Source organism: Mesorhizobium sp. B2-4-3 (assembly GCF_006442815.1).
GTDB lineage: Bacteria > Pseudomonadota > Alphaproteobacteria > Rhizobiales > Rhizobiaceae > Mesorhizobium.
Map to the genome: position 1 here is coordinate 75,862 of NZ_VFVL01000019.1, position 24,697 is coordinate 100,558.

The window sequence follows — 24,697 nt, forward strand, 5'->3', positions numbered from 1 at the left end:
CAGGATGGCGAAGGGTGTCATCCTGCTTGCAGCCGGCGGAACGGGCGGACATCTGTTTCCGGCCGAAGCGCTGGCGCATGAGCTGATCGAACGCGGCTGGAAGGTGCATCTCGCCACCGACCATCGCGCCGAGCGCTATTCCCGCCATTTCCCGGCAACCGACATTCACACGATCCCCTCGGCCACGCTGGGTTCGAAGAACCCGGTCGCCATGCTCTCGGCCTTCTGGAAGATCTGGCAGGGCGTGCGGGAGGCCGGCCGGGTAATCGCCAGGATCAAGCCGGAAGCGGTCGTCGGCTTCGGCGGCTATCCGACGCTGCCGCCGCTCTATGCGGCGACAAGGCGAAGAGTGCCGACGCTGATCCATGAGCAGAACGCCGTCATGGGCCGCGCCAACAAGGCGCTTGCCAGCCGCGTGGATGCGATTGCCGGCGGCTTCCTGCCGGAGGGCGCCAGCGCTGACGGCGCAAAGACGGTGACCACCGGCAATCCGGTCAGGCCGCAGGTCCTCGAGGCAGCGAAAACGCCTTACGTGGTACCGAACGAGGGCGAGCCGTTCCGTTTCCTGGTGTTCGGCGGCAGCCAGGGCGCGCAGTTCTTTTCCGATGCGGTTCCAGCGGCGATCGCGCTTTTGCCGCAAGACCAGCGCAAGCGGCTGGCGATCACCCAGCAGGCGCGCGCCGAGGATGTGGCGCGGGTGAAGGCCGCCTATGCCGAACTCGGCGTCGACGCGCAGGTTTCGCCTTTCTTCACCGACATGGCGGCGCGCATGGCGGCGGCGCATCTGGTGATGTCGCGCTCGGGCGCCTCGACCGTTTCGGAAATCGCCGTCATCGGCCGGCCGGCTCTGCTGGTGCCTTATCCGCACGCGCTCGACCACGACCAGGCGGCGAATGCCGCGGCCCTTGCCGCCGCCGGCGGCGCCGAGCTTCACCCGCAATCGACGCTGTCGGCGGAGCGGATCGCCGAGCTGGTCGGTGGGCTGATCAAGGACCCGAACCGGCTGGCGACCATGGCCGCCGCCGCCCGCTCGGCCGGGAAACCGAACGCGGCGCGGTTGCTCGCCGATCTGACAGAGGCTATTGCGTCCGGCAAAACGGTTTCGGACTACAGGAGGACGCGCGCATGAAGATGCCGCAGACGATCGGCCTTGTGCATTTCATCGGCATCGGCGGCATCGGCATGAGCGGCATCGCCGAAGTGCTGCACAATCTCGGCTACAAGGTGCAAGGGTCCGACCAGGCCGACGGCGCCAATGTGCAGCGGCTGCGCGACAAGGGCATCGAATGCTTCGTCGGCCACAAGGCCGAGAATCTCGGCGACGCCGAAGTCGTGGTCGTTTCGACCGCGATCAAGAAGTCCAACCCGGAACTGAAAGCCGCGCGCGAGAAGCTGCTGCCGATCGTGCGTCGCGCCGAGATGCTGGCCGAGCTGATGCGCTTCCGCCAGGCGGTCGCCATCGGCGGCACGCATGGCAAGACGACGACGACCTCGATGGTGGCGACGCTGCTCGAATCGGGCGGGCTCGACCCGACCGTCATCAATGGCGGCATCATCAACGCCTATGGCACCAATGCGCGCATGGGCGATGGTGAGTGGATGGTGGTCGAAGCCGACGAGAGCGACGGCACCTTCCTAAAACTGCCGGCCGACATCGCCGTCGTCACCAACATTGATCCCGAGCACCTCGACCACTATGGCAGCTTCGACAAGGTGCGCGAGGCATTCCGCCAGTTCGTCGAGAACGTGCCGTTCTACGGCTTCGGCGTGATGTGCACCGACCATCCGGAAGTGCAGGCGCTGGTCGGCCGCATCGAGGACCGGCGCGTCATCACCTATGGCGAGAACGCGCAGGCCGATGTGCGCTTCACCAACCACCGCATGCAGGGCGCGATCTCCGAATTCGATGTCGTGATCCGCGATCGCAAGGGGCGGGGCACGACTTCGATAAAGGACCTGCGCCTGCCGATGCCGGGCCTGCATAACGTCGCCAACGCGACGGCGGCGATCGCGGTGGCGCATGAGCTTGGTCTCTCGGCCGAGGCGATCAAGAAGGGCCTGTCGTCCTTCGCCGGCGTCAAGCGGCGCTTCACCCATACCGGCTCGTGGAACGGCGTCGAGGTTTTCGACGACTACGGCCACCATCCGGTCGAGATCGCGGCGGTGCTGAAGGCCGCGCGCAGCGCCACCAAGGGACGTGTCATCGCCATCGCGCAGCCGCATCGCTTCACCCGCCTGCATGATCTCTTCGAGGAATTCTCGGTCTGCTTCAACGACGCCGACACGGTGATGGTGGCGCCGGTCTATGCGGCCGGCGAGGAACCCATCGAAGGCGTGACCTCCGACGCGCTGGTGTCGCGCATCCGCTCGGGCGGCCATCGCGACGCGCGCTATGTCGATGGCGCGGCGGCAATCGCGCCAGCCATCCGCGCGCTTGCCAAGCCCGGCGACTTCGTCGTCTTCCTCGGCGCCGGCAACATCACGCAATGGGCCTATGCGCTGCCCAAGGAACTGGGTGGGACGCCCTCATGATGCGCGGCCAGGACCTGATCGACAAGCTCGGCCACAAGCTTTCCGGCCTGCGCGGCCGTATCACGCCGAACGCGGAGATGGACAAGATCACCTGGTTCCGGGCCGGCGGCCTGGCCGAGGCGCTGTTCCAGCCGGCCGACGAGGAAGACCTGGCGGCCTTCCTGCGCGCGGTGCCGGAAGAGGTGCCGGTCATGGTGGTCGGCGTCGGCTCGAACCTCCTGGTGCGCGACGGCGGCATTCCCGGCTTCGTCGTCAGGCTCTCGGCCAAGGGTTTCGGCGAGGCCGAGGCCACCGGGCCGACCACGATCAAGGCAGGCGCTGCTACGCCCGACAAGCGCCTCGCGGCGGTTGCCTATGAGGCCGGCATCGGCGGCTTCCATTTCTACCACGGCATTCCCGGCGCCGTAGGCGGCGCGCTGCGCATGAATGCCGGCGCCAACGGCGTCGAGACGCGCGAGCGGGTCGTCGAGGTGAGGGCGCTAGACCGCAAGGGCAATCTCCATACGCTCAGCAATGCCGATATGGGCTATGCCTATCGCCATTCGTCCGCGCCCGCCGGCCTGATCTTCACCTCGGCGATCTTCGAAGGCTTTGCCGAGGACAAGGCGGCGATCAAAGCGGCGATGGATGCCGTGCAGAACCACCGCGAGACGGTGCAGCCGATCCGCGAGAAAACCGGCGGCTCGACCTTCAAGAATCCGGAAGGCACCTCGGCCTGGAAGGAAATCGACAAGGCGGGCTGCCGCGGGCTGATGATCGGCGGCGCGCAGATGTCGCCGATGCATTGCAACTTCATGATCAACACCGGCACGGCGACGGGGTACGACCTCGAATATCTCGGCGAGACGGTGCGGGCGCGGGTGCTCGAGAACTCCGGCATCCGGCTGCACTGGGAGATCAAGCGCCTTGGCAATTTCCGGCCGGATCACGCGGTGCAGGAGTTCCTCGGGCAGCTCCTCTAGCTTGGACTGAAGTTCATGTGATACTTGAACTTCCATCGTCTGAAATGGCCGCAAAACCGTTGCCTTAAAGACTCACAATTCACTTTTTGCGGCAGTTTTCGCGGAAAGTGAATCTCTCGGAATCATAGGCACTTGCCAGCGAATCAACTCTCTGATTCTCTGCCCTAAAGCGTTTCCTGATTTGAGTCGTCCGACGCGTTCAGTCGCGTTTTCCGTCTGGGGCAACCTGCCGGAAGACTCGGACTCAATGCTCGGGAATGCGGTGCGGGAATATCGGTTGCAGGCCCGGCGTGAGAGGGGATGACGGGAATGAAGAACAAGCATGTGGCTGTCCTTCTGGGTGGATTCTCCTCGGAGCGGCCCGTGTCTCTGTCCTCGGGGAAGGCGTGTGCGGATGAGCTCGAGAATGAAGGTTATCAGGTCACCCGTGTCGATGTTTCGCGCGATGTCGGGTCTGTGCTTGCCGAGCTCAAGCCTGATGTCGCCTTCAACGCGCTGCACGGTCCGTTCGGCGAGGACGGTACCATTCAGGGAATTCTCGAATATCTCGGAATTCCCTACACCCATTCGGGTGTGCTCGCTTCGGCGCTGGCCATGAACAAGGAGCAGGCCAAGAAGGTTGCCAAGGCGTCCGGCGTTCCGGTCGCGGAATCCAAGGTGGTCAATCGCTTCGCCGTCCAGAACAAGCATCCGATGAGGCCGCCTTATGTGGTCAAGCCGGTCAATGAGGGATCGAGCTTCGGCGTGGTCATCGTGCATGAGGGGCAGTCGCATCCGCCTCAGGTGATCGGCTCGACCGAGTGGCAGTATGGCGAGACCGTCATGGTCGAGCGCTACATCCATGGGCGCGAATTGACCTGCGCGGTGATGGGCGACGTGGCGCTCGGCGTCTGCGAGATCATTCCGACTGGGCATTCCTTCTACGACTACGATTCAAAATACGTTCCCGGCGGATCAAAACACGAAATCCCTGCTAAAATTTCACCGAATATTTACCAAAAAATACAGACACTGGCCCTCAAGGCTCATCTTGCCATTGGTTGCCGGGGCGTTTCCCGATCGGACTTCCGTTACGACGACCGTCACTCCGAAAACGGCGAGGTTGTCTGGCTCGAGGTCAACACTCAGCCGGGCATGACGCCGACGTCTCTGGTGCCTGAAATCGCCGCGCAAGCGGGACACTCGTTCGGCGATTTGTTGAGTTGGATGGTGGAGGACGCTTCGTGTCTGCGTTGAGGTGGGGACAGGGTAATGGCGGTGGCGCTGCTGGTTCCGCGCTGTTCGGCATGTCGCTGTCATTCGACCGTTTCGTATTGCCGCGTCAGCTCCGCCGGCCGATGCGCGTGCTGGCGCGCCTATGCGGCGGCGAGTATGAGGCGCCGCGCTTTTCGGCGGCGATCCTTTCCGCTGCGTTGATCGCATCCAGCAGCGCCTATGGCGCCTATCTTGGCGGCTACACCGACAGCATCGTGCAGGGCATCACGGCCCGCACCGGTTTTGCCGTCGATCAGATCAAGGTGGTCGGCAATCGCCAGACGTCCGAGATCGATGTGCTGGACCGGCTCGGCCTCGACGGCTGGACCTCGCTGATCGGCTTCGATGCCGAAGCGGCGCGCGAGCGCATCGCGACGCTGCCCTGGGTCGAGGCTGCGGCGGTACGCAAAATCTACCCGCATACGCTTGAAGTGCGCATCGAGGAACGCGAGCCCTTCGCGCTCTGGCAGCAGGGCAATTCGGTTTCGGTCATCGAACGGTCGGGCGAGATGATCGCGCCGTTCTCGGGTGGCAAGCAGGCGCTGCTCCCGCTGATCATCGGCACGGGCGCGCCGGCCATGGCGCCGGCCTTTCTCGCCAAGATCGAGCGCTACCCCGCGCTGGCGGCGCGGGTCAAAGGTTACATCCGTGTCGGCGAGCGCCGCTGGGACCTGAGGCTTGAGAACGGCATCACGATCAAGCTGCCGGAAGACGACGAGGACCAGGCGATCGCCGAGCTCGTCAAGATCGACCATGACAACGGGCTGCTGACGCGCGACATCGCCGCCGTCGACATGCGGCTCCCCGACCGGCTGGTCGTGGAGCTTTCGCCGGAAGCGGCGACGCAGCGCGAAGCCGCGCTCAGCGAAAAGCCGAAGAACCTGGCCAAGCGCAAGGTGGAGAGAAAGATATGAGCTGGCTTGGCGGCGGCGGTGACGCTTCTTCGCGCCGGTCGGGCACGCTCACGGTGCTCGATGTCGGCTCCAGCAAGGTTTGCTGCGTCGTGGCGAAGCTCAAGCCGAACGAGGACGGCAAGCTCTTGCGCGGACGTTCGCATCGCATCCAGGTGATCGGCATCGGCCACCAGAAGTCGCAAGGCGTGAAGTCCGGCGTGGTGGTGGATCTCGATCGCGCCGAGCATGCCATCCGGCTTGCCGTCGATGCGGCCGAGCGCATGGCCGGGCTCACGGTCGATTCCCTCATCGTCAACATGACGGCCGGCCGGCTGAAGAGCGAAGCCTTCTCGGCGACGATCAATCTCGGCGGTCACCAGGTCGAGGACGTCGACATCAAGCGCGTGCTCGCCGCCGGCGCCAAGCAGGCGCTGCGGGCCGAGCGCGAGGTGATCCATTCGCTGCCCGTCGGTTTCTCGCTCGATGGCGAGCGCGGCATGCGCGACCCGCGCGGCATGGTGGGCGATGCGCTTGGCGTCGACATGCATGTCTTGACCGGCGATGCCGCGCCGATGCGCAACCTTGAGCTTTGCATCAACCGCTCGCACCTGTCGGTCGAGCGCATGGTGGCAACGCCCTATGCCAGCGGGCTTGCCTCGCTGGTCGACGACGAGCTCGAAATGGGCGCCGCCTGCATCGATATGGGCGGCGGCACGACGACCATCTCGGTGTTCTCGGAAGGCAAGTTCGTCCATGGCGACGCCATCGCCATCGGCGGCAACCATGTGACGCTCGACATGGCGAAGGGCCTGTCGACCTCGCTCGATGCGGCGGAGCGGCTGAAGGTCATGCATGGCTCGGCGCTGCCCGGCAGCGCCGACGACCGCGACCTCGTCTCGATCCAGCCGATCGGCGAGGAGGGCGATGTGCCGCTGCAGATTCCGCGCTCGGTGATGACGCGCATCATCCGCGCCCGCATCGACGAGACATTGGAGCTTCTGCGTGACCGGCTGAACAAGTCCGGCTACGGCAATGCCGTCGGCAAGCGCGTCGTGCTCACCGGCGGCGCCAGCCAGCTCTCCGGCCTGCCGGAAGCGGCGCGCCGCATCCTCGGGCGCAATGTGCGCATCGGCCGTCCGCTGGGCGTCGCGGGCCTGCCTGAAGCGGCCAAGGGGCCGGCGTTCTCGACCCCGGTCGGACTGATGATCTATCCGCAGATGGCGAGCTTCGAGAGCCATTCGGCGAAAGGACTTTCCGGTTTCAGGATGACCGGAACGGGCGGAAAACTGCATCGCATGAGTCAGTGGTTGAGAGACAGTTTTTAATTTGACGGGGACAGCCCCATAGGCGGCCGCAGCGGCGAGGCGGCGGGAAAGGCAAAGGACGGAGACAATGACCATCAATCTGCAGAAGCCGGACATCACCGAGCTCAAGCCCCGCATCACCGTGTTCGGTGTCGGCGGCGGCGGCGGCAATGCCGTGAACAACATGATCACAGCCGGCCTGCGCGGCGTCGAGTTCGTGGTGGCCAACACCGACGCGCAGGCGTTGACCATGTCGAAGGCCGAGCGGCTGATCCAGCTCGGCGCGCATGTCACCGAAGGCCTCGGCGCCGGCTCGCAGCCGGAAGTCGGCCGCGCGGCGGCGGAAGAGTGCATCGATGAGATCATCGATCATCTCTCCAACACCCATATGTGCTTCGTCACCGCCGGCATGGGCGGCGGCACCGGCACGGGCGCCGCTCCGGTCGTTGCCCGCGCGGCGCGCGAGAAAGGCATCCTCACCGTCGGCGTCGTCACCAAGCCGTTCCATTTCGAGGGCCAGCGCCGCATGAAGACGGCCGACATGGGCATCGAGGAGCTGCAGAAATGCGTCGACACCCTGATTGTCATCCCCAACCAGAACCTGTTCCGGCTGGCCAATGACAAGACCACCTTCGCCGATGCTTTCGCCATGGCCGACCAGGTGCTCTATTCGGGCGTCGCCTGCATCACCGACCTGATGGTCAAGGAAGGCCTGATCAATCTCGACTTCGCCGACGTCCGTTCGGTGATGCGCGAGATGGGCAAGGCGATGATGGGCACGGGCGAGGCTTCGGGCGAGGGCCGCGCGATGGCCGCCGCGGAAGCCGCGATCGCCAATCCGCTGCTCGACGAGACCTCGATGAAGGGCGCCAAGGGCCTGCTGATCTCGATCACCGGCGGCCGCGACCTCACCCTGTTCGAGGTGGATGAAGCAGCGACCCGCATCCGCGAGGAGGTCGACCAGGACGCCAACATCATCCTGGGCGCCACCTTCGACGAGGAGCTGGAAGGCGTGATCCGCGTGTCGGTCGTCGCCACCGGCATCGACAAATCGGCGGCCGAAATCGCGGCTGCGCCGATCTCGATCCGCGCGCCGCAGAAGCCGGCCGCCCGCCCGGCGGCGGCTCTGGCCGCTGAAATCCGTCCCGCGCCGGTTCAGCCGCAGGCCTACGAGCCGCGCGCGGCCGATCCAGTCGCCGAGGCGATCCAGCTTGCCGAGGCGAACGCCGCCGCCATGGCGCAGCCGCGTGCCATGCCGGTCGACGACTTCCGGCCGCAGAGCAAGATCTTCCAGGCCCCGCCGGCCCAGCCGCAGCCGCAGCCGGTGGTGCCGCAGCAGGTCATGCAGCAGCCCGCGCCGCAGCGCGAGATGTCGCAGCCGATGGCCGCGGCCCCGCAGCGCATGCCGCGCGTGGAGGACTTTCCGCCGGTGGTAAGGGCTGAAGTCGAAGCCAAGACCCGGCCGGCGGACCATGAGAACAGCGGTCCGATGGGACTGATCAAGCGGCTGACCAACGGCCTGACCCGCCGCGAGGAAGAGCCGGCCCGGCTCCAGCCGGCGCAGCCGCGCGAGCCGAAGCTGCGCCAGGCCGCGCCGGAGATGCGCCGCCTCGCCAGCCAGGATCCTGCGCTCTACGCGCCGCGCCGCGGCCAGCTCGACGATCAGGGCCGGCTGACGCCGCAGGCCCGCACGGTCCAGGAAGACGACCAGCTGGAAATCCCGGCTTTCCTGCGCCGCCAGGCCAACTGACGATACGGCGAACCGCCGATCGTTGACACGGCGAACCGCCGATCGTCGACAATATATGACGGTTGTTAACAGGCAGACGAGAGATCGTCTGCCTGTTGCTTTTACAAAATGCATTAAAAACAGCGTGTTATGAGCTGTTTCTGACATGATCCCGTAGTTACAGGGGGAAAGAAACCGTGATTTGGAGTCTCCAAAGCGGGTCATTATCTTCGCCACGGACTAAAGTCGGTTTGCAGGGATTCGGGGCGTAGCCCTGCCTGCCGATCATACCAGAGCCGCATGCTCTTGCTTATTTTGCCGCCTTTGTGCGAGCGCCAGACCATCCAACTGGCTGCAAGATACCCAAGGCCGTTGGAGCGGACGCAGGCATTTTGGGCGTATGGGGTTACTCTTGCACGACTATCAGACGACATTGAGATCGCGCGCGACGCTGGCTGGCATCGGCGTTCATAGCGGCAAAACCGTCACCGTTCATTTCCTGCCGGCCGATGCCGACACGGGCATCGTCTTCCATCTTTCGAACGGCGGCGAAGCCCGGGAGTTCCGCGCCCTGGTCGCCGAAGTCGGCGCCACGGATCTCTGCACCATGCTTGGCGATCCGGCCGGCAAGCATATCGGCACCGTCGAGCATCTGATGGCCACCGTGTTCGGTCTTGGCATCGACAACCTCATCATCGAGATCGACGGTTCGGAAGTCCCTATCCTCGACGGCAGCGCCATGGCCTTCGTCGAAGCCATCGACCAGGCCGGCATCGAGACGCTGCCGGTGAAGCGTCGCTACATCCGCGTCGTCAAGCCGGTGCGGGTGGAAGCCGGTGCGTCCTGGGCGGAGTTCCGCCCCTATGACGGCACGCGGTTCGAGGTCGAGATCGATTTCGAGAGCCCGGCGATCGGCCGCCAGCAATTCGCTTCCGACATCAATCCCGACATCTTCCGCCGCGACATCGCGCGGGCGCGGACCTTCGGCTTCATGAAGGACGTCGAGAGGCTTTGGGCCGCCGGTTACGCGCTTGGCTCCTCGCTGGAAAACTCGCTGGTCATCGGCGACGACAACCGCGTCATCAATGTCGGCGGGTTACGCTATCCCAATGAATTCGCCCGCCACAAGACGCTCGATGCGATGGGCGACCTGGCGCTGGCCGGCGCGCGCTTCATCGGCTGCTTCCGCTCCTATCGCGGCGGCCACCGGATGAACGCCTCGGCGCTACGCCGGCTGCTTTCCGACCACACGGCCTTCGAGATCGTCGAAACGCGGCGCCGCGAGCGCGGCCGCGTCGCCGAGATGATCGCCGTCAGCCGGCCGGTCTACGCACCCTGGGTGATCTGATTTTTAACCGTTTTCTGGCTTTGTGGTCTGGTTTGTGTTGCATGGCTGCATCACAGGGCTGCTAAAATGCGCGGCTTTGGCCATGGCGCCGGCTTGCCACAAAAATGTGCGATTGGCCGGACATAGCGTTGCCGGGCAAGGGGATAATGGTTTAAGGCTTCGGCCCGGACCGAAACGACGCCGAAGGGGCGGAATCCAAACATGTTTTTTTCGCGAGTTGGTCAATCGGTAACGCCGCGTCGGGGTGTTTTGCTGGCGCTGTCGGTGATTGCTCCCGCGCTCGTGCTGTCGGCCTGCATGTCCTCCGAGAAGGACGTCAACCTGGCGACCTATGTCGACCAGACGGAACCGGCCGACGTTCTCTACAACCAGGGCCTGGCCAATATGAATGCCGGCCGCCTCGATGAGGCGAGCAAGAAGTTCGACGCGGTCGACCGCCAGCATCCCTATTCCGAATTCGCCCGCAAATCGATGGTGATGGGCGCTTTCGCCGATTATCGCGCCGGCAACTACGACGAGGCGATAGGCTCGGCCAAGCGCTACCTGACCCTCTATCCCTCGACAGACGACGCGGCCTACGCGCAGTACATCATCGGGCTCTGCTATTACCGGCAGATCAAGGACGTCACCCAGGACCAGAAGGAAGCGCGCCAGACCATCCAGACCATGCAGGATCTGGTGACGCGCTGGCCGAATTCCGAATATGTCGGCGACGCCAAGGACAAGATCCGTTTCGCAAGCGACCAGCTCGCCGGCAAGGAGATGCAAATCGGCCGCTACTATCTCGAGCGCCGCGAATACATCGCCGCCGTGAAGCGATTCCGCACCGTGGTCGAAAACTATTCCAGCACCCGCCATGTCGAGGAGGCGCTCGCGCGCTTGACCGAGTCCTACTATGCGATGGGCCTGACCTCGGAAGCGCAGACGGCCGCGGCGGTGCTCGGCCACAACTATCCGGACAGCTCGTGGTACAAGGATTCCTACAAGCTCCTGCAGAGCAACGGGCTTGAACCGCGCGAAAATGCCGGATCGTGGATTTCCAAGGCCGGGAAGCTGATCACCGGCGCCTGAAGCTTGCGATGCTGTCCAGACTGTCGATCCGCGATATCGTCCTGATCGAGAAGCTGGACATCGACTTCCTGCCTGGGCTTTCGGTGCTGACCGGCGAAACGGGCGCCGGCAAATCCATCCTGCTCGACGCATTGTCGCTGGCGCTTGGCGCGCGCGGCGATGCCTCGCTCGTGCGCCATGGCGCCGCGCAAGGCCAGGTCATCGCCGTGTTCGACGTGCCGCGCAACCATCCGGCACGCGCGTTGCTCGCCGAAAACGACATCGAGGACGATGGCGACATCATCCTGCGCCGCGTGCAGACGGCCGATGGCCGCACCCGCGTCTTCGTCAACGACCAGCCCTCCAGCGTCACCCTGATGCGCGATGTCGGCCGCGCGCTGGTCGAGATCCATGGCCAGCATGACGAACGGGCGCTGGTCGATCCCGGCGCGCATCGCGAATTGCTGGACAGTTTCGGCGGCCATCTGGGCGCCGTGCGCGGCACGGGCGAAGCCTGGCGGTACTGGCGAAACTGCGAGCAGGAGCTTTCCCGGCATCGCGCCAAGGTCGAGGCGGCGGCGCGCGAGGCAGATTATCTGCGCGCTTCCGTCGCCGAGCTCGCAAAACTCGACCCGCAGCCTGGGGAAGAGAGCGATCTCGCCGAGTTGCGCGCGACGATGATGCGCGTCGAAAAGATCGCCACCGAAATCCATGACGCTCAGGATGCGCTGTCGGGGCCATCCTCGCCCTTGCCGCAGCTTGCCAGCCTGCTGCGTCGGCTGCAGCGCAAGTCGGTCGAAGCGCCCGGCCTGCTCGACGACGTGGTGAAATCGCTGGACGAGGCGATGATCTCGCTCGATGCGGCGCAGTCCGGCGTGGAAGCAGCGCTTCGCGCCACCGAATATGATCCGCAGCGCCTGGAGAAGGCGGAAGAGCGTCTGTTTGCGCTGCGCGCCGCCTCCCGCAAGCACAGTGTCGGGGTCGACGATCTGGCGCAGCTGCGCGACACGATGGTGGCCGATCTTGACGACCTCGATGCAGGCGAGGAGCGGCTGCACGCGTTGGCCAAGCAGGCCGCCGCGGCGCGCGAGGCCTACGACATTTCCGCGGCGCAGCTTTCCTCGTTGCGCCATGCAGCGGCTGGGGGACTGACCAAGGCGGTAATGGCGGAACTGCCGGCGCTCAAGCTCGAACGGGCCGAGTTCATCGTCGAGATGGGAAGCGATGCCGAAAGCCGCATGGAAGAAGGCATCGACCAGGTCGAATTCTGGGTGCGGACCAATCCAGGCACACGGCCGGGGCCGATGATGAAGGTCGCCTCGGGCGGCGAGCTCTCGCGCTTCCTGCTGGCGCTGAAGGTGGCGCTTGCCGATCGCGGCTCGGCGCCGACCCTTGTCTTCGACGAGATCGACACCGGCGTCGGCGGCGCGGTGGCCGACGCCATCGGCCAGCGGCTGGCGCGGCTGTCGAAGCGGGTGCAGGTGCTTTCGGTCACGCATGCGCCTCAGGTCGCGGCACGCGCGGCCACGCATTTCCTGATCTCGAAATCCGGCGGCAAGGAGCGTGTCGCCACCGGTATTGTCGAAATGGACCGCGCCGCGCGCCAGGAAGAAATCGCGCGCATGCTGGCCGGCGCCACCATCACCGACGAGGCCCGCGCGGCGGCGGAGCGGTTGCTGCGCGAGAACACGGCCGCCGCTTAGGATGTGTCGATATGCAGGTGAGGCCGGTCTGCGAACGGCGGTTTCCTGCGCTTCCGGTGCTCACGTACTTCAAGTACGCTCCGCTCCGGTTCTCGGAGACCACCATTCTCGACTCGGCCTGACCTGAATCTCAACACATCCTTGGTGCTTGATTCTCCGGCCTTGAAAGCAGAGTCAGCAGATGGCTGCATGTTGCTGTTCAGGAATGATTTTTGCGCAAGCCGACTCCCTGCAGCCAAATCCTGATTTATAGTGGCGCGCCACAATCCAGGGACTGATGCATGTCGGAAAAGCCCGTCGATTCGCTGACCGAGAGTGAGGCCGCGGATGAGCTGAAGCAACTCGCGGCGGAGATTGCCGAGCATGACCGGCGTTATCACGCCGAGGATGCGCCGACGATCACCGACGCCGAGTATGATGCGCTGCGCCGGCGCAACCTCGCCATCGAGGAGCGCTTCCCCGATCTCGTGCGCGATGATTCGCCGTCGCTACGGGTCGGCGCCGCGCCTGCGGAAGGCTTCGCCAAGGTTCGCCACGCGGTGCCGATGCTCAGTCTCGCCAAGGCCTACACGGACCAGGACGTCGCCGATTTCATCGAACGCGGCCGGCGTTTCTTCGATCGCGACAAGGATCTCGACATCGCCTTCACCGCCGAGCCAAAGATCGACGGGCTGTCGGCTTCGTTGCGCTATGAGAACGGCGTGTTCGTGCAGGGCGCGACGCGCGGCGACGGCACGGTTGGCGAAGACATCACCGCCAATCTGAAGACGATTGCCGACATTCCGAAGGCGCTGAAGGGGTCGGGCTGGCCGGAAATCATCGAAATCCGCGGCGAAGTCTACATGACCTATGCCGAATTCGAAGCTTTGAAGCAGCGTTCGGCGGCGGTCGGCGGCCAGGATTACGTCAATCCGCGCAACACGGCTGCCGGATCGCTGCGCCAGAAGGACCCATCGGTCACCGCCAGCCGCAACCTCAAATTCTTCGCCTACGCATGGGGCTATACGACGGCGGAACCCGCGCCGACGCAGTTCGATTCCGTGCAGAAGTTCAAGGAATGGGGCTTCAAGGTCAGTCCGCTGATGGTGCGGGCAAAGTCGATCGAGGATCTGATCGCACAGTATCACCGGATCGAGGAGCAGCGCTCCTCGCTCGGCTACGATATCGACGGCGTCGTCTACAAGGTCGACCAACTGGAGCTCCAACGCCGCTGGGGCTTCGTCACCGGCGAGCCGCGCTGGGCGGTCGCCCACAAATTCCCGGCCGAGCAGGCGATGACGACGGTCGAGAAGATCGACATCCAGGTCGGCCGCACCGGCACGCTGGCGCCGGTGGCGCGGCTGGCGCCAGTCACGGTCGGCGGCGTGGTGGTCGAGAACGTCACGCTGCACAACGAAGACTACATCAAAGGTTTCGACAGCAACGGCCAGCCGATCCGCGACGGCATCGACGTGCGCATCGGCGACACGGTGGTCATCCAGCGGGCAGGGGACGTCATCCCGCAGATCGTCAGCGTCGTCGTCGACAAGCGGCCGGCCGGCGCGGTGCCTTATGAATTCCCGCATACCTGCCCGGTCTGCGGCTCGCCGGCGACGCGCGAAATCAACGAGAAGACGGGCAAGGAGGATTCGCGGCGGCGCTGCACCGGCGAGCTGATCTGCGCCGCGCAGGCCGTGGAAAGGCTGCGCCACTTCGTGTCGCGGGGCGCGCTCGACATCGAGGGCCTGGGCGCGGAAAACATCGACCTCTTCTTCAATTCGGGGCTGGTGAAGACGGCGGCCGACATCTTCACGCTGAAGGATCGCCGCCCGGCCGTCACCAAGGCGCTGGCCGAGCGGCGCGAGGAGCAGGCGAGGCTGCGCGAGGAAGCCTCGGGCAAGGCGCGCAAGAATGTGCGCAGCGTCGAGGAGCGCAACTATGAAGGTCTCGACAAGCTGTTTTCGGCCATCGACGCGCGCCGCGAGCCGGAACTCGACCGTTTCATCTTCGCGCTCGGCATCCGCCATATCGGCGAGACGACCGCGGCCGTGCTTGCCCGCCAGTTCTCGACCATCGAGGAATTGATCCGCGTCGGCAAGGAGACGGCGAAGGCGGAAGACCCGCACACCATCTTCCCGTCGATCAACGGCATCGGTGACACGGTGATCAACGCGTTGCGCGACTTCTTCGGCAATGAGCGCAATGACGATGTGCTGGATGCCTTGCTGGCGCAGGTTCACCCAAAACCCTACGTCATGGAAATCTCGGCCGGTAGCGAAGTCTCCGGCAAGACGGTGGTGTTCACCGGCTCGCTGGAAAAGATGACGCGATCCGAAGCCAAGGCGATGGCGGAGCGGCTCGGCGCCAAGGTGGCGGGCTCGGTTTCCGCCAAGACCGACCTGGTGGTGGCGGGTCCGGGCGCCGGCTCGAAGCTGAAAGTTGCAAGCGACCTCGGCATCGAGGTGATCGACGAGGACACCTGGCTGCAGCGCATCGGCAGGGACGGCTGATGACTGGCGCGTTCAAGGGGTTCGGGCTGAAGGCAATTCCGTTCCTGAAGGCGCTCGACTTCCACCAGAGCCGCGAGTGGTTCCAGGAAAACCGCGACCTTTACGACAGCGAGCTGCACGGGCCGTTCTGCGATCTGGTCGAGACGCTCACGGAGCGTTTCGAAGCGGCCAAGCTCGGTCTGCGCGGCGACCGCAAGAGGTCGCTGTTCCGCATCAATCGCGACGTGCGCTTTTCCAAGGACAAGCGGCCCTACAACCGGCATCTTTCGGCGATCCTGTCGCCCGACGGCACCAAGATGGAGCAGGGCGTCTTCTACGTGCATATCGGGCTCGATCGCTGCTTTGCCGGTGTGGCCTGGTGGCAGCCGGCGCCGGAACTGCTGCAGGCGATGCGCAAGGCGATCGTGACCAAGCCGGCCGCGTTCCGCGGCATGGTCTCGTCGCTCAAGAAGGCCGGCCTAGCACTCGATGCGGAAGACCGCCTGAAGCGCGCGCCGCGCGGTTTCGAGGATGTCGGCGACGAGGATCTCGCCCAGGCGGTGCGCAACCGGCACTTCGTCGTCCGGCACGACATCGACCCGGCGACGATCCACTCGCCGGCGCTGGTCGACGATCTCGTCGGCTTCACGCTTGGCGCCAAGCCGCTGCTCGACTGGGGCAGGGCGATCCAGGGCACGGCCGTCGCGGCCTAAGCTCAGGTGGAGATAGTCCGGGTCCGGCCAGCCGCTCACATCCGCATCAGCAGGCCGCCGTCGACGGCGAGCTCGACGCCGGTGATGTAGCTCGCGGCGTCGGAGAGCAGGAAGAGCGCGGCGTTGGCCATGTCCTGCGGCGTGCCGATGCGGCCGAGCGGGGTATAGTTCGCCACGGCAGCGCGTTTTTCCTCGGTGTCCCAGCGCGCCTGCAGCGGCGTCAGCGCCATGCCAGGGCAGATCGCGTTGGAGCGGATGCCGTCGCCGGCAAGCTGCATGGCGAGCGACTTTGACAGCGCGCAGACGCCTGCCTTCGAGGCCTGGTAGGCATCCTGGGGCTTCGGGTCGCCGCGATACCATTGAATGGTCGAGAAATGCACCATCGCGCCTCCGCGGCCGCCGGCACGCATCTGCGGAACGACCGCGCGTGCGGTGTGCACGAAGGATTTCAAGTTGATGTTGAAGACCTGATCCCAGACATCGAGATCCATTTCGAGGGCCGATTTGTCGCGACCGAACCACAGCACGCCGGCGACATTGGCGAGATAGTCGATGCCACCGCGCTCGCGGCCCGCCGCACCGATGGTGCGCTCGACAAAGACCGCGTCGGTCAAATCGCCCTGAGCGAAGGTGAGCCGCCGGTCGTCATGCGAGGCAAGCGAGGCCGGACGCGGCTTGATGTCGATGGCGGTGACGGAGGCCCCGGCATCGAGCAGCGCCAGCGCGATCGCTTCGCCCATCCCGCCGCCGGCCCCGGTGACGACCGCATGCCGGCCCGTGAAATCATAGACGACCATTCATCTCCCCTCGGTTCTTGCTGCACGGCGCGACGCTATCTCTGCGCCAGGGCGCGATCGTTCGACAATAGGGGCGGGTAAAAAATCCATCAAGCCGTATTCGAAAAAATTTGCCAAAATGGAAAATCGCGATATCGTGCCATGATTGACGGCTTTCTTTTGGGTGGAGTCCAAGACCATGAACCTGCATTCCGGCGCGCGGACCTTCTCGGTGACCTCTCCTGTCGACGGCGCGGTCTACGCCACGCGCGCCCATGCCGACGGGGCCGCGATCGAGGCGGCCGTCGCCCGGGCCCGCGCGGCGCTGCCGGCTTGGCGGCGGACGCCGCTGGCAGAGCGGCTGGCGATCCTTCTGCGCTTCGGCGAGGAGATGAAGGCGCGCGCCGCGCCGCTCGCCGATGCGGTGGCGTGGCAGATCGGCAGGCCGCTGTGGCAGGCCGACGAAACGCCGCGCTTGGCGCTGATCGGCGAGCTGCTTGCCGGCGCCGCGCCCGAGACGCTGGCCGACATGGCCTATCCGTCGGATGAGAACATCCGCCGCTACGCCAGGCCGATGGCCGGCGGCCTGCATCTGTCGATCTGCGCCTGGAACTATCCGACCGCCATGCTCGGCTATCTGGTCACCTCGCCGCTTGCCGCGGGCAATGTGGTGATCTTCAAGCATTCGCCGCAGACGCCGCTGATCGCGGAGCTTGCCGAGGAGGCTTTTCGCGCGGCCGGCGGGCCGGAAGGTGTGTTCCAAAGCCTGCATCTAAACCATCCTGACGCCGAGCGGCTGATCGCCTCCGGCGTCTTCAACGCCGTCAATTTCATCGGCTCGGTCAATGGCGGCCGCCGCGTGCATGCGGCCGCCGCCGGCACTTTCACCCAGGTGCATCTCGAGCTCGGCGGCAAGGATCCGACCTATGTGCGCTCCGACGCCGACCTCGAAGCGGCGGTTCCGCTGATCGCCGAAGGCAGCTATTCCAATGCCGGTCAGTCCTGTTGCTCGGTCGAACGCATCTATGTCGATCGCTCGATCCATGACCGTTTCGTCGAGGCGCTGGTCGCCGAGACAGCGAAATGGAGCATTGGCCATCCGATCGGCGAAAAGCCGATGGTCGGTCCGGTGGTGCGTGCGGTTGCGGCCGACACCATTCGCGGCCTCACCGACAACGCGGTGCGGGCAGGGGCGAAGCGCCTGATGCCGCGGGATGGCGCGCTCAAGGCGGCAAGCCTCGGGGCCGCCTATGTCGCGCCCGAAGTGCTTGCCGGCGTCGACCATGGCATGCAGATCATGCGCGACGAACTGTTCGGTCCGGTGGCCTGCGTCCAGGCGGTCGGCGGGGACGAAGAAGCGATCCGGCTGATGAACGACAGCGACTACGGCCTGAGCGCCTCGATCTGGACGCACGATGTCGAGCGCGGCGTGGCGCTGCTCGACGAGGTCGAGGCCGGCACGGTCTATCTCAACCGCTGCGACCATGCCGACCTCTATCTGCCCTGGGGCGGCATCAAGAATTCCGGTCTCGGGCGCACCAACGGACGCGCCGGCCTGATCGAGGCGACGGCGGCGAAGGCATACCATGTCTGCTCCGTCATCGCCTGATCGCCAACGGCATCCGGCCGTGCGGGACCTTGAAAAGCTTGGCGATGCGGCCGTCGCGGCGCTTGCCGCCGCCGGCGTGGAACGGCTGCTGCCGGATGCGGCCAGCCCCTATCTTCTGATCGCCGAGCATGCCGGCAACGTCGTGCCGGCGCCGTGGCGCGATCTTGGCCTGGCAGAGCCCTATCTCGGCACGCATTTCGCGATTGACATCGGTGTCGATGCGCTGACGCGGCGGCTCTCGCAAACGCTGCGGGCGCCGGCCGTGATCGCGCGCTATTCGCGGCTGTTCCTCGACTACAACCGGCCCGCGGATGAGTGGGATTTCATGCGGCCGGATCTCGGCGGCATCCCGGTGCCCGGCAATCTGGCGGTCGATGCCGCGGATGCGAGGCTGCGTAAGCTCGTCGCCTGGGCGCCGATCGAGCGGGCGATCATCGATGCCGCCGCAGGCCGCTTGGCGCTGATCTCGGTGCACTCCTTCACGCCGGTGATGGGCGGGGTGAAGCGCAATGTCGATATCGGCGTGTTGTGGCGGGAGCAGTCGCCCTTCGTCACCTCGGTGTTGAAAACGCTCAGGACCCAGGGCACGGAAGCAGGCTTCGGGATTGGCGACAACGAACCTTACGACTGGCGCCAGGCCGTCGGCTACACGCTGAACCGGCATGGACTGCAGCAGGGTCGGCCCTGCCTCTACCTCGAGGTGCGCAACGACCTGCTTGCCGATCCGGAAACTTTCGAACGCATCTGCCGCCTTCTCGAAAATGCCTTTTCCACCGTCGCGATGTCACTATGGCCGCAATCAGCCGTAACCGTCTAAAGGCTGGACGCTCAAATAGCGGAACGCTAGAACGGTTCACCGTTTCACGGAAATGGCGAACCGCTCTATCTCATTGTTTTTACGCAATTCCGGGCGGAAAACCGCTCACACTTTTCCTGGAATTGCTCTAGAGCTTGTCGAATTGGAAACACGACTGCCAAGGGCGTGGACGATGCAAGGCAATGTGGGCAGCAAGATCCGCGACGCGCGCAAGCAGCAGAACATCACCTTGCGCGATCTCAGCGAGCGCTCCGGCCTTTCCGTTTCGCAGCTGTCGAAGCTGGAGAACGGCAAGGCCAGGCTGACCGTCGACATCGCGCTGATGATCGCCGGCGTGCTGCACGTGCCGGTGGCCTCCTTCCTGTTCAGCCCGAAGCCCGGACCGCAGGCGCGCCGATCAATCACGCGCGCCGGCAGCGGCATCCTGCATGAAGGCAACGCGATGGAATTCGAAGTCTTGTGCAGCGATTTCCGCGACAAGACCAATATTTTCTGGCGCGTCACGCTGCGCGCCAGAAGCTTCGAGGAAAACGGCGGCTGGCGCAGCCATTCGGGCGAAGAGTTCATCCATGTGCTGAGCGGCAGCCTGCAACTGCACACGCTCCACTACGACCCGACCGTGCTGCAGCCTGGCGACAGCATCCTGTTCGACGGCGAGATGCAGCACGCCTATATGGCGCTCGGCGATGAGCCCGTCATCATGCTGATGTCGAACACCGTGCCGCGCGACGGGCTGCCGCCGGGAGCAGGCACCTGATCGACGGGCCGAGTCTTCAAGAATTTTTCTAAAATGGAAAAAAATACTTGTTCTGGAAAAGTCAGGGGACTAGCATCCTTTTGACGGCCGACAGGAGAACAGCCAGCGGCCGGCAATGGGAGAGATGACCGATGCTGTCGGTTGAGGCGGTCAGCAAGACATTCGGAGGCGTGCAGGCTCTGCGCAACGCTTCGCTGACCTGCGAGGCCGGCGAGATCCTGGGCCTTATCGGTCCGAACGGCGCCGGCAAGTCGACGCTCGTCAACGTCATCTCGGGCGTGCTCAAGCCGGACAGCGGCAACGTGCGCCTGGCGGGCGAGGAGATCACCGGGCGAGACCCGGAGCATTGCGCGTGGGCTGGGGTCGGGCGCACCTTCCAGACCATCAGGCTGTTCAAGGATTTGACTGTACGCCAGAACGTCGAGGTCGCGCATATCACCTGCCGCGCCGTGCGCCCCGCCGCCGCCGCTCGGATCGGCGTCGACCAGCTGCTGCAGCAATATGAGCTGGCGGGCTTCGCCGACAGCCCGGCCGGCACGCTTCCTTATGGCAGCCAGCGCCGACTCGAGATTGCCCGCGCGCTGGCGCTGGGGCCGTCGCTCTTGCTGCTCGACGAACCGGCGGCCGGCCTCAACGAGGCCGAGTCAGAGACGCTGGCGATCGCGATCGAAGGCATCCGCCGCGACGTCGGCTGCGCGACCATCGTCATCGACCACGACCTGCGCTTCATCAACCGGCTCTGCGACCGGCTTTGCGTGATGGACCAGGGGCAGGTGATCGCTTCGGGCGAGACGGAAGAAGTGTGGCGCGATCCGCGCGTCATCGAGGTCTATGTCGGGCAGTCGGAGACGGCCTGAGGGGCCGGGAAGAACAACCACATGAGAGGAAGGAGGGGTAGAATGGAAAAGATTTTGCTGGGAGCGGCGGTGCTGACCGCCGGGCTGTTGCAGGCAGGGCACGCGGGTGCTGCCGATCTTAAGATCGGGCTTGCGGTCGCCATGACCGGCGCCTACGCGCCCTATAGTGAGGCCGAGGGCGCGCGCTGCATGGCCGACAGACTGAACAAGGCGGCGGGCGCGAACGATCCCAAGGTCGAGCTGATGATCGAGGATAACCGCTCTGACCCGCAGCTTTCGGTCTCGCTCGGCCAGAAATTCCTCGATGCCGGCGCGCAGATCATCACCGGCGTGCCGTTTCCCGATGCGCTTATCCCTATGGCGCAGACCGCGCAGCCTTACGGCGCCACCGTGTTCTCGGCGCCGAACACGCAGCTCGAGATGCAGCAGGCCGGTCTCGACAATTTCATTGCCGGCGCCGTGCCCGATCCGATCAACGCCTCGGCCACCGCCAACGCGCTTTACGGCAAGGGCGCGCGGACCGTCGCGCTGATGGTGTCGCCAGATGCCGGTTCCTATTCGGAGAAACTGCCGGAGTGGTTCGGCGAGGTATTCGAGCATCTCGGCGGCAAGGTTGTCGGCAAGTTCAACTATTCCTATGGCACCACCGACTGGTCGCCTCAGATCGCCAGCATCAAGACGCTGCCGGAGAAGCCGGATGCCATCCATATCTGTGCCGTGCTGCCCGATGTCGGCATCCTGATCCGGCAACTGCGCGCCAACGGCTATGACGGCTGGGTGGCCGGCTGCGATGCCTTCGACGACAAGTCCCTGGAAGGCACCGTCGGCGATCCGAAGTCGCTGGAGAAGGTCATGTTCGCGACCCATGGCGCGACCGGCGTCGATGGTCCGATCGACAAGTTCCTCGCCCAGTGCAAGGCCGACGGCTACAAGATCAACGGCATCTTCGACGCGCTCGGCGCCGACATGGTGCAGATCAGCTATGAAGCGGCGAAGAAAGCCGGCACCGTCGACCCCGCAGCCCTGCGCGATGCGATCCGCGCGCCGGGCGGCTATCCGGGCACGACGGCGCCAACGATCTCCTTTGCCGAGAAGAAGGGCTATCCGGTCAAGGCCGTTCCGGTAATGGGCTTTGCCGACGGCAAGCGGGTGCTGATCACCGATGCCCCGCCGACCTTCGTTCCGGCGCTGAACTAGCAGGGCAGGGACACGTGCTGAAGGTCGAGAAGCTCGTCGTGCGCTACGGCGCCGTCACGGCGGTGCGCGAGCTGTCGCTCGAGGTCGGGCAGGGCGAGCTTGTCGCCCTGCTCGGGCCCAACGGCGCCGGCAAGAGCTCGACCATCAACGCGCTGACAGGCTTGGTTACGCCGGCTTCGGGCCGCATCGTCCTCGACGGCAAGGACATCTCGCATGTCCGCACCGAGGACCGCATCCGCGCCGGACTGACCTCGACGCCGGAAGGCCGGCACATCTTCTCCAACCTGAGCGTCGGCGAGAACCTGCGGCTGGGGGCCGCGACAAGGCGCGACCCCGCCGGCGTGCGCCAGGACATCGAGCGGTTCCTGGCGCTGTTCCCGGTGCTTTCCGAACGCTACGGCCAGGCGGCCGGCACGCTTTCGGGCGGCGAGCAGCAGATGCTGGCGATCGCCCGGTCGCTGATGTCGCGGCCGAAGCTTTTGCTGCTCGACGAGCCGTCGCTGGGGCTGGCGCCGAAGATCGTGGTGCGCATCTTCGATTTCATCGGCGAGCTCAAGGCGCAAGGGCTGACGCTGCTGGTGGTCGAACAGAACGCGAGGCAGGCGCTGCGCTTCGCCGACCGAGTCTATGTCGTGAGCGCGGGCACGCTGCGCTATGACGGACCGCCGGCTAGGTTCGCCGACGAGCACGACCTGTTCAACCTCTATATCGGTGGGTAGGCGGCGACATGGACTACGCTCTGCAGCAGCTTCTGAACGCGCTCGCTTTCGGGGCGGAATATTCGCTGGTGGCGCTCGGGTTGGCTGTCGTCTTCTCGATCATGGGCCTGGTGAATTTCGCCCATGGCGAGATCATCGGCGTCTCGGCCTACAGCGTGTTCCTGGCCGCCGCGCTCGGGCTGACCTCGCCCTTCGTGGCGGTGCTGCTTGCCGTCGGCATCGCGGCGCTCGCGGCGGTCGTGTTCGAGCGCGTCGCCTTCCGTCCGGTGCGCTACGCGCCGACCACGACCGGGTTGCTCACCGCCTTCGGCGTGTCGATCGTGGTGCAGAACCTTTTCATGCTTTTGATCTCGCCCAAGCCGCAGTCGGTCTCGATCCTCAACGGCTTGAACCAGATGTGGTTCTTCGGCCCGTTCGCCGTGTCGTCGCTGCAAGTGATGGAACTGATCGTCTCGGGCCTGACCATCCTTGCCCTGGTGCTCTTCCTCAACCGCTCGACGCTCGGCCTCGCCATCCGCGCCGCCTCGCGCGACTTCGCCACGGTGCGGCTGATGGGGATCAAGGCAAACAGGGTGATCGCCACGGCGTTCGCGATTTCAGGCGCGCTGGCGGGTATCGCCGCCGTCTTCATCCTGGCGCGGCGCGGCAGCGTCTCGCCCGATCTCGGCTTCGGCCTGGTGCTGAAGGCGTTCGTCGCCTGCGTGATCGGCGGCTTCGGCTCGCTGCCGGGCGCGGCGGTGGGCGGCATGCTGCTCGGCTTCATCGAAGTCGGCCTGCTCGTTGCCCTGCCGCAGGAATATGCGGGCTTCAGGGATGCGCTCACCTACGCCATCATCGTCGCGTTGCTCGTCTATCGGCCGGAGGGCCTGCTCGGACAGCGCATCGAACTCGGCGATAAGGAGATCTGACGTGACGGGCTCCGAACTCTCGCAGGCAGTCGAACAGATGGCGGCGCCGGCCGCCGCCGCGCAGCCCGGCAACGCGGTCCTCCGCTCGCTGATCGGCGGGCTGGTGACGGCACTGCCGGTGCTGGCGATCGGGCTCCTGGTGCTGAATTTTGCGCCGACCTACTACACCTTCCTGGCGCTCGGCGCCTTCGTGAACCTGATCGTGGTGGTCGGGCTGCAAGTGTTCATGGGCAATTCCAACATCGCCAATCTCGGCCACAGCGCCTTTGTCGGGCTCGGCGCTTATGGGGTGGCGATTCTGTCGACGCCGCTCGCCATGAAGAAGCTGTCGATCCCCAACGCGCCTTTCGGCTTTGCGACGCTGGAGCTCGATCCGGTTTCGTCGGCGCTCATCGCGCTCGTCGTCGTCGGCATCGTGGCGCTGGTCAGCGGCAAGGTGATCAGCCGGCTGTCGGGAGTCGCTGCGACCATTGTCAGCCTGGCGCTGCTGATCATCGTCCACTCGGTGTTCCTCAACTGGACCGATCTGTTCAAGGGCAACCAGGCTTTCTTCGGCATTCCGAAAGTCGTCGGCCTGCCCTGGATGCTGGTCTTCGCGGTGCTGGCGATCGTGGCGGCGCGGCTCTTCAAGGACAGTCGCTGGGGCCTGCAGTTGCGAGCCAGCGCGCAAAGCCCGCAGGCAGCGGCGGCACTCGGCATCGACGCGAAAAAACTGCGGCTCATGTCATGGGTGCTGTCGGCGCTGATCTGCGGGCTCGCCGGCGTGCTCTATGCCTATTTCGCCGGCACGATCAGCCCGAAGCTGTTCTATTTCCAGATGATCTTCAACACGCTGGCAATGCTGATCCTTGGCGGCATGGCGACCGTGACGGGCGCGGTGACCGGCGTCATCGTGCTTTCGGTCGGGCTGGAATTCATCCGCAGCATCGAATCCGGCGTGACCGTCGCGGGCATCCAAATGCCGCAACTGCTCGGCTTGTCGGGCGTGGCGCTCGGCGTGGTCATCGTGCTCTGCATGGCGTTCCGGCCGAGCGGCATCAGCGGACGGCACGAGCTTGACGAGCTGCTGTCGCTTCTTTTCCGGCACAGTGCCAGATAGCG

Annotated in this window: 21 protein-coding genes; 20 read left to right on the forward strand and 1 reads right to left on the reverse strand. The window is 65.2% G+C overall.

The window, feature by feature from the left end; all coding sequences use genetic code 11:
• Positions 1 to 4: 4 nt before the first annotated feature.
• From murG to FJ956_RS18620, 12 genes are all read left to right on the forward strand, one after another.
• On the forward strand, positions 5 to 1,129 hold the full coding sequence (gene murG / locus FJ956_RS18565) for an undecaprenyldiphospho-muramoylpentapeptide beta-N-acetylglucosaminyltransferase (protein ID WP_140674745.1): 1,125 nt from the start codon (positions 5 to 7) through the stop codon (positions 1,127 to 1,129).
• Positions 1,126 to 2,532 carry a UDP-N-acetylmuramate--L-alanine ligase gene (gene murC, locus FJ956_RS18570; RefSeq protein ID WP_140674742.1) on the forward strand — a complete coding sequence of 469 codons (1,407 nt, stop codon included), beginning with the start codon at positions 1,126 to 1,128 and terminating at the stop codon, positions 2,530 to 2,532. Before murG ends, murC begins: the two co-directional genes overlap by 4 nt.
• Complete coding sequence (murB, locus tag FJ956_RS18575) at positions 2,529 to 3,494, forward strand: UDP-N-acetylmuramate dehydrogenase (RefSeq protein WP_140674739.1); 966 nt, start codon at positions 2,529 to 2,531, stop codon at positions 3,492 to 3,494. Before murC ends, murB begins: the two co-directional genes overlap by 4 nt.
• 309 nt (positions 3,495 to 3,803) lie before the next feature.
• Entirely contained in the window at positions 3,804 to 4,730 is a 927-nt protein-coding gene (locus tag FJ956_RS18580; protein ID WP_140674736.1) for a D-alanine--D-alanine ligase, read from the forward strand.
• Entirely contained in the window at positions 4,718 to 5,662 is a 945-nt protein-coding gene (locus FJ956_RS18585) for a cell division protein FtsQ/DivIB (protein WP_140674733.1), read from the forward strand. Before FJ956_RS18580 ends, FJ956_RS18585 begins: the two co-directional genes overlap by 13 nt.
• Positions 5,659 to 6,966 carry a cell division protein FtsA gene (gene ftsA, locus FJ956_RS18590; protein ID WP_140674730.1) on the forward strand — a complete coding sequence of 436 codons (1,308 nt, stop codon included), beginning with the start codon at positions 5,659 to 5,661 and terminating at the stop codon, positions 6,964 to 6,966. Before FJ956_RS18585 ends, ftsA begins: the two co-directional genes overlap by 4 nt.
• 67 nt (positions 6,967 to 7,033) lie before the next feature.
• Positions 7,034 to 8,695, forward strand: a complete 1,662-nt coding sequence (gene ftsZ, locus FJ956_RS18595) for a cell division protein FtsZ (RefSeq protein ID WP_140674727.1) — start codon at positions 7,034 to 7,036, stop codon at positions 8,693 to 8,695.
• A 379-nt stretch (positions 8,696 to 9,074) separates the two neighbouring features.
• Positions 9,075 to 10,022, forward strand: a complete 948-nt coding sequence (gene lpxC / locus FJ956_RS18600; protein WP_140674724.1) for a UDP-3-O-acyl-N-acetylglucosamine deacetylase — start codon at positions 9,075 to 9,077, stop codon at positions 10,020 to 10,022.
• Between the two features lie 201 nt (positions 10,023 to 10,223).
• On the forward strand, positions 10,224 to 11,093 hold the full coding sequence (locus FJ956_RS18605; RefSeq protein WP_140674721.1) for an outer membrane protein assembly factor BamD: 870 nt from the start codon (positions 10,224 to 10,226) through the stop codon (positions 11,091 to 11,093).
• 8 nt (positions 11,094 to 11,101) lie between these two features.
• Positions 11,102 to 12,775, forward strand: coding sequence for a DNA repair protein RecN (recN, locus tag FJ956_RS18610; RefSeq protein ID WP_140674718.1), 1,674 nt, complete (start codon positions 11,102 to 11,104; stop codon positions 12,773 to 12,775).
• 281 nt (positions 12,776 to 13,056) lie between these two features.
• Positions 13,057 to 15,264: an NAD-dependent DNA ligase LigA gene (gene ligA / locus FJ956_RS18615; protein WP_140674715.1), complete on the forward strand. Its 2,208-nt coding sequence runs from the start codon at positions 13,057 to 13,059 to the stop codon at positions 15,262 to 15,264.
• On the forward strand, positions 15,264 to 15,956 hold the full coding sequence (locus FJ956_RS18620) for a TIGR02453 family protein (protein WP_140674712.1): 693 nt from the start codon (positions 15,264 to 15,266) through the stop codon (positions 15,954 to 15,956). Before ligA ends, FJ956_RS18620 begins: the two co-directional genes overlap by 1 nt.
• Before the next feature lie 35 nt (positions 15,957 to 15,991).
• Here the strand turns inward: FJ956_RS18620 and FJ956_RS18625 are convergent, their stop codons facing one another.
• Positions 15,992 to 16,753 carry an SDR family oxidoreductase gene (locus tag FJ956_RS18625; RefSeq protein ID WP_140674709.1) on the reverse strand — a complete coding sequence of 254 codons (762 nt, stop codon included), beginning with the start codon at positions 16,751 to 16,753 and terminating at the stop codon, positions 15,992 to 15,994.
• Between the two features lie 178 nt (positions 16,754 to 16,931).
• On the opposite strand from FJ956_RS18625, the gene FJ956_RS18630 reads away from it, so the two are divergent.
• The 8 genes from FJ956_RS18630 (at position 16,932) to FJ956_RS18665 (ending at position 24,695) form a co-directional block, all read left to right on the forward strand.
• On the forward strand, positions 16,932 to 18,341 hold the full coding sequence (locus FJ956_RS18630; RefSeq protein WP_140674706.1) for an aldehyde dehydrogenase family protein: 1,410 nt from the start codon (positions 16,932 to 16,934) through the stop codon (positions 18,339 to 18,341).
• A gap of 19 nt (positions 18,342 to 18,360) precedes the next feature.
• Positions 18,361 to 19,158: an N-formylglutamate amidohydrolase gene (locus tag FJ956_RS18635; RefSeq protein ID WP_181170134.1), complete on the forward strand. Its 798-nt coding sequence runs from the start codon at positions 18,361 to 18,363 to the stop codon at positions 19,156 to 19,158.
• A 172-nt stretch (positions 19,159 to 19,330) separates the two neighbouring features.
• Complete coding sequence (locus FJ956_RS18640) at positions 19,331 to 19,915, forward strand: XRE family transcriptional regulator (RefSeq protein ID WP_140674700.1); 585 nt, start codon at positions 19,331 to 19,333, stop codon at positions 19,913 to 19,915.
• Positions 19,916 to 20,046: 131 nt separating this feature from the next.
• Positions 20,047 to 20,772 (forward strand): ABC transporter ATP-binding protein, encoded by a 726-nt coding sequence (locus FJ956_RS18645; RefSeq protein ID WP_140674697.1) that lies wholly within the window; start codon positions 20,047 to 20,049, stop codon positions 20,770 to 20,772.
• 42 nt (positions 20,773 to 20,814) lie between these two features.
• Positions 20,815 to 21,969: an ABC transporter substrate-binding protein gene (locus FJ956_RS18650; protein WP_181170133.1), complete on the forward strand. Its 1,155-nt coding sequence runs from the start codon at positions 20,815 to 20,817 to the stop codon at positions 21,967 to 21,969.
• Positions 21,970 to 21,983: 14 nt separating this feature from the next.
• Positions 21,984 to 22,688, forward strand: coding sequence for an ABC transporter ATP-binding protein (locus FJ956_RS18655; protein WP_140674691.1), 705 nt, complete (start codon positions 21,984 to 21,986; stop codon positions 22,686 to 22,688).
• A gap of 8 nt (positions 22,689 to 22,696) precedes the next feature.
• Positions 22,697 to 23,596 carry a branched-chain amino acid ABC transporter permease gene (locus FJ956_RS18660; protein ID WP_140674688.1) on the forward strand — a complete coding sequence of 300 codons (900 nt, stop codon included), beginning with the start codon at positions 22,697 to 22,699 and terminating at the stop codon, positions 23,594 to 23,596.
• 1 nt (position 23,597) lies between these two features.
• Positions 23,598 to 24,695 (forward strand): branched-chain amino acid ABC transporter permease, encoded by a 1,098-nt coding sequence (locus FJ956_RS18665; protein ID WP_246672014.1) that lies wholly within the window; start codon positions 23,598 to 23,600, stop codon positions 24,693 to 24,695.
• Positions 24,696 to 24,697: the final 2 nt, after the last annotated feature.

Bases quoted from the DNA above. Each gene is read 5' to 3' on its own strand.
- murC (WP_140674742.1), top strand. From the start codon at position 1,126: ATGAAGATGCCGCAGACGATCGGCCTTGTGCATTTCATCGGCATCGGC.
- FJ956_RS18625 (WP_140674709.1), bottom strand. From the start codon at position 16,753: ATGGTCGTCTATGATTTCACGGGCCGGCATGCGGTCGTCACCGGGGCC.
- FJ956_RS18620 (WP_140674712.1), top strand. From the start codon at position 15,264: ATGACTGGCGCGTTCAAGGGGTTCGGGCTGAAGGCAATTCCGTTCCTG.
- FJ956_RS18640 (WP_140674700.1), top strand. From the start codon at position 19,331: ATGCAAGGCAATGTGGGCAGCAAGATCCGCGACGCGCGCAAGCAGCAG.
- FJ956_RS18605 (WP_140674721.1), top strand. From the start codon at position 10,224: ATGTTTTTTTCGCGAGTTGGTCAATCGGTAACGCCGCGTCGGGGTGTT.
- ftsZ (WP_140674727.1), top strand. From the start codon at position 7,034: ATGACCATCAATCTGCAGAAGCCGGACATCACCGAGCTCAAGCCCCGC.
- FJ956_RS18650 (WP_181170133.1), top strand. From the start codon at position 20,815: ATGGAAAAGATTTTGCTGGGAGCGGCGGTGCTGACCGCCGGGCTGTTG.
- FJ956_RS18660 (WP_140674688.1), top strand. From the start codon at position 22,697: ATGGACTACGCTCTGCAGCAGCTTCTGAACGCGCTCGCTTTCGGGGCG.
- FJ956_RS18580 (WP_140674736.1), top strand. From the start codon at position 3,804: ATGAAGAACAAGCATGTGGCTGTCCTTCTGGGTGGATTCTCCTCGGAG.
- lpxC (WP_140674724.1), top strand. From the start codon at position 9,075: ATGGGGTTACTCTTGCACGACTATCAGACGACATTGAGATCGCGCGCG.
- FJ956_RS18645 (WP_140674697.1), top strand. From the start codon at position 20,047: ATGCTGTCGGTTGAGGCGGTCAGCAAGACATTCGGAGGCGTGCAGGCT.
- recN (WP_140674718.1), top strand. From the start codon at position 11,102: ATGCTGTCCAGACTGTCGATCCGCGATATCGTCCTGATCGAGAAGCTG.
- FJ956_RS18630 (WP_140674706.1), top strand. From the start codon at position 16,932: ATGAACCTGCATTCCGGCGCGCGGACCTTCTCGGTGACCTCTCCTGTC.
- ftsA (WP_140674730.1), top strand. From the start codon at position 5,659: ATGAGCTGGCTTGGCGGCGGCGGTGACGCTTCTTCGCGCCGGTCGGGC.
- murG (WP_140674745.1), top strand. From the start codon at position 5: ATGGCGAAGGGTGTCATCCTGCTTGCAGCCGGCGGAACGGGCGGACAT.
- ligA (WP_140674715.1), top strand. From the start codon at position 13,057: ATGTCGGAAAAGCCCGTCGATTCGCTGACCGAGAGTGAGGCCGCGGAT.
- murB (WP_140674739.1), top strand. From the start codon at position 2,529: ATGATGCGCGGCCAGGACCTGATCGACAAGCTCGGCCACAAGCTTTCC.